This window comes from Streptomyces sp. NPDC006510 (assembly GCF_040611955.1).
GTDB lineage: Bacteria > Actinomycetota > Actinomycetes > Streptomycetales > Streptomycetaceae > Streptomyces.
Genome location: NZ_JBEXPH010000361.1, coordinates 1 through 4,251, shown reverse-complemented (window position 1 = coordinate 4,251; position 4,251 = coordinate 1). Strand labels below are relative to the sequence as shown.

At 67.9% G+C, this 4,251-nt stretch carries 2 protein-coding genes and 1 pseudogene; 2 read left to right on the top strand and 1 reads right to left on the bottom strand.

Annotation, left to right across the window (positions count from 1 at the left end; all coding sequences use genetic code 11):
• Positions 1 to 556 precede the first annotated feature (556 nt).
• Positions 557 to 1,444 carry an AraC family transcriptional regulator gene (locus ABZY11_RS43215; protein WP_356484425.1) on the top strand — a complete coding sequence of 296 codons (888 nt, stop codon included), beginning with the start codon at positions 557 to 559 and terminating at the stop codon, positions 1,442 to 1,444.
• Positions 1,445 to 1,644: 200 nt separating this feature from the next.
• Here the strand turns inward: ABZY11_RS43215 and ABZY11_RS43210 are convergent.
• Positions 1,645 to 2,878: pseudogene (locus ABZY11_RS43210) on the bottom strand (IS4 family transposase).
• A gap of 300 nt (positions 2,879 to 3,178) precedes the next feature.
• Between ABZY11_RS43210 and ABZY11_RS43205 the strand changes: the two are divergent.
• Positions 3,179 to 4,015, top strand: coding sequence for an alpha/beta hydrolase (locus ABZY11_RS43205; RefSeq protein WP_356484424.1), 837 nt, complete (start codon positions 3,179 to 3,181; stop codon positions 4,013 to 4,015).
• Positions 4,016 to 4,251: the final 236 nt, after the last annotated feature.

Genomic DNA, 4,251 nt, shown 5'->3' with positions numbered 1-4,251 from the left:
TCAGTTGCACTCGCGTCACTTAAGACGGTCTACCGGACCAGACCGTGCCACGAAGGCACATCCCGCAGATTGATCACGACTCGATACGCTCCCTAACGCGACGTGCTCCGCCCAGCAGCCGCCGACAACTGAGGCCGCGACGCCCGGTCGACCCACACAGGGTCGCCACATCTGCGGTATCGCCATCAAGCTCAATCGGCTGGCAGCCGAGCACACAATCGCGTACTGCCAGGTGGCTTTGTGCATCACTTAAGGCCCTCCTTCGGGAGGGGCTTTTTGCTGGTTAGCGGCGGTTTTCGGCCGGGGCTTGGACGATCAGACAAAGGGCTCTGGGTGGCTAAATCCGTCCGGCTGAAACCGGTCGGGGAGCCCCTGGCGGCTCTTCGGCCCGAGAACGGCCCGAAGTTCGGGCCGTCCGCAGCCCAGCCTGTTCCGGCTTCGGGGCCGAGCGTGTGTCGGCGTCCCGACCGTCCCGGTGTGCCTCCCGGCCCCGCGCCGGACCCTTCCTTGATAGATAGGGGCGGAAGCACCTCACTACGGATAGGGCCACGAGAAGATGAGTGATCCGGTCGACAACCATGCCGTTCCGCTCGACGCGTCCGTCGACGCGCTGTCCGACGTGCTCGATCTGATCCACCTGCGCGGCGAAGGGCTGACCGTGGTACGCGCGGTGGGCGGGGCCGACGTCCGGCACGGGGCGGGAGAGAGGGTGGTGCACCTCATCGAGGAGGGGGCGGTCGAGCTGGTCGTCGACGCGGGGGCGCGACTGCGGCTCGGGGAGGGGGACATGGCGTTGCTGGCGACCGGTGCCGGGCACCGGTTGAGGGCGGTCGAGGGGGATGGCTCCTGGATGAGCGGCCGGTTCCTCGTCGAGGAGAGCGCGGCCTCCCCGCTGCTCGCGGCGCTGCCGCAGGTGATCGTGCTGCGCGGCTCCGAACCCGGTCTGGAGTGGCTGCCGCTCAGCGCCGGGCTGCTCGCGGCCGAGATCGCCGATCCGAGCGCCGGGTCGCGGGCGATGGCGTCCAGGCTCCTGGACCTGCTGTTCATCAAGGCGCTGAGGGCCTGGTCCGACACCGACGGGGCCGGCGGCAGCCCGGGGTGGCTGACCGCGGCGCTCGACCAGTCCCTCGGGCCCGCCTTGTGGGCCATCCACCGCCACCCCGAGCAGCCCTGGTCCGTGGAGGAGCTGGCCGGCCTCGCCTCACTGTCCCGGGCCGCTTTCGCGGCGCGCTTCACACGGCTGGCCGGGGATCCACCCGCCCGCTACCTGGCCCGGCTGCGCCTGGCGCGCGCGGCCGACCGGATTGCGACCACCACCGAGCCGGTGGGAGCGATCGGCAGGGCCCTGGGGTACGAATCCGAGGCGGCGTTCTCCAGGGCTTTCGCCCGCAAGTACGGCACCGCCCCACGGGATTGGCGCGCCGCCCGAAACGGCAGCGCCTAGCCTCAATACCGGTAACTTAGTGTTTTGGTGTGCGTTTGACCCGTTTGGGTTTGGTGGCGCCAACGAGGGTGATGGCCGCGGTGGGTGGGCGGTCCGCAGTCCGGTGGGCGGCACGTTTGAGGGGCCAGCCGGCGACTTTGCGCTTGATGACGCGGGGGTTGGATCGGCGGCGTCTCGGTGGAAGGGGGCATTCGAGGAGTTCAGCGTGGGTGGCTTTGACCGCGCGGGTGAGTCTGCCGGGGGGAAAATGCCGCCTGGTCGGTGACCTGGCGGCGCACGACGCGCAGTGAGCGGGTGAAGGAGATCCGGTCGGGGTCCTGGTCGGCCTGGTGCGCGGCTTGGTGCATCAGGCGTCGGATGGCGTGGTGGACGAGCAGGAAGCCGTAGAGTTCCTGCTCGGCTCCGTCGGGGTGCTGCGAACGCAGGACCAGGCGTGGCCCGCCGAGGTGGGTCTTGATTTCGTCGAGGGTGGACTCGAACTCCCATCGCTGGGCGTAGAGTGCGGCGAGTTCCGCGGCTGGGGCTTTGTCCGGGTCGAGGATCGTGGTGAGGAGGCGGTAGGCGCCCTCGTGGCCGGCGATGGTGTACTCCACCGCGCGCACCCGCACTCCACGACGGGTGTGGTGGATGTCGCTCCGGTCGAAGATCTCGGTGAGGTAGGAGCCGTCCGGCAGCTGCTCAACTACCGGCAGTACGAGGTCTTTGCGGACTCGCCACAGCAGGTCCGCCCCGGTTGCCGCGGCTTTGCACCACAGATCCACGCCGTAGAAGCCACGGTCGGCCAGCAGTAGCATCCCTGGTCGCAGAGACACCAGGACCGCCCGGGCCAGAGTCTGCTCTCCGGTGCGCAGGGCTCCGGTCGCAGCGTCGAAGACGGCATGAGTGCCGCATTCCACCAGGCCGACCATGCGCAACTGCGGGCAGCCGACGTTCTGTTCACCCCGACCGGAGCGGGGCGGACGGCCGAACGCCTCCACGTTCGCCTTCGTGTCGGGCAGGTCGAACGTGGTGCCGTCGATCGCGGTCAGCCGCCAGCCGCGGTAGAAAGCCCCCCTGAGTGTCCGGTGTGGCGACCGGACAACACACCCGTGCGAACAGCTGCCGCAGAGGTGCCACACCCAACCGGGACCTGGCCTTCCAGATCGCAGCAGTACTGGGCACTGCCCACGACACACGCCAGCGCCGCGCACCCTGCAAACCTGCTGTCAGCAGTCGGGCGACCTCTTCATAGCTCTGCCCCGAAAACAGACACATCGCCAACACGAAGTAGACCACCAGCCGGGCCGGCAACAGCCGGTTCCTCTGCTGCACACGCCCCGTCTCCTCCAACACCTCATCCACAAGCGACCGAGGAAACGCCTGTGTCAACACCCCGACCGCGACCCGGTCCGACAACCGCTCACCAGATGACTTCAGCTGACCCGCTCTTGGCACACCAACAACAACGACCAAATTGCCCTTAAGTTACTGGTATTGCGCCTAGCCTGGATGAAGGGCCGGTGGTATCGCGTCGGCCGCCGGCCACGACCCAACTGAGCGTCGGGAAAAGGACCGGCCGAGCGTTTGGGCAAAGAAGGGAAGCGAGTCGATCATTCCGGTTCCTTCACCGCCGGAATAGCGTTTTCGTGTCGGCGGAAGGCCGACGGGCCGCGGCGCGTAGGAGCGCGCGGCGGAGCGACGAACCGGCGGGCAGCGGGCACAGTCCCCTGGGCTGGAGAGAACAGGGTGAGACTCATGGAACGAGAGGCGGCCACGGACACCGTAGTCCTCATCCACGGCCTCTGGATGACCCCGCTGTCGTGGGAGAACTGGGTCGCCCGTTACGAGCAGCGCGGGCTCAAGGTGATCACCCCCGGCTATCCCGGCATCCAGCCCGGCACCGCCGGCGTCCAGGCCCTCCGAGGCGACCCATCCCCGCTGGCGGGCCTGGGCGTGACCGAGGTCTTCGACCACCTGAAGCAGGTCATCGACGCGCTCGACACGAAGCCGGTCATCATGGGCCACTCGTTCGGCGGGGCCTTCGTCCAGCTCCTCCTCGACGCCGGGTACGGCTCGGCCGGCGTATCGATCGACGGCGCCGCCGTGAAGGGCGTGAAGGCGCTGCCCTTCAGCGAGATCAAGGCGACCTTCCCGGTCCTGCACAACCCGGCCAACAAGAGCCGTGCGGTGCCGATCACGGAGAAGGAATTCCACTACGCCTTCACGAACAACCTCACCGTGGAGGAGTCGAAGGCGGTCTACGACCGCTATTCCGTGCCGGTCTCGGGCCGCATCCTCTTCCAGGGCGGATTCGCGAACTTCACCCCGAACGCGACGACGACCTACGACTTCGCCAACGACGACCGCGCACCACTGCTGTTCATCTCCGGCGGCAACGACAACATCCTGCCGCCCGTCGTCCAGCGCGAGAACTACGAGAAGAACGCCAAGCGCTCCAAGGCGATCACCGCGTACAAGCTCTTCGACGGCCGCAGCCACTACACCTGCGGCGAGCCCGGCTGGGAAGCCGTCGCCGACCTCGCCCTCGACTGGGCGCTCGCCCCCACCCCCGGCGACCTCGACCAGAACTGACTCCTTCCCGCCCCTGAGGGCATCCCCTTCTCTCTACACCGCAGCGCCGTACCGGCCGCGGCTTCTCCAAGTGGCTCGGGTTCGGCGACCGCGGCGTCCTCGCCGACAACGACCCCGTCGAGCAGGAGAAGACCATGAAACTTAGCTTGTATTTAAACCTTTGCCTTTGGTTAGTTGGGCGGGCTGGCCACGGGTTTTGCTGTTCGCCGGACAGCGGAGCGGCCTTTGCTTGATCA

Coding starts and splice junctions, on each gene's coding strand:
- ABZY11_RS43215 (WP_356484425.1), top strand. CDS start 557: ATGAGTGATCCGGTCGACAACCATGCCGTTCCGCTCGACGCGTCCGTC.
- ABZY11_RS43205 (WP_356484424.1), top strand. CDS start 3,179: ATGGAACGAGAGGCGGCCACGGACACCGTAGTCCTCATCCACGGCCTC.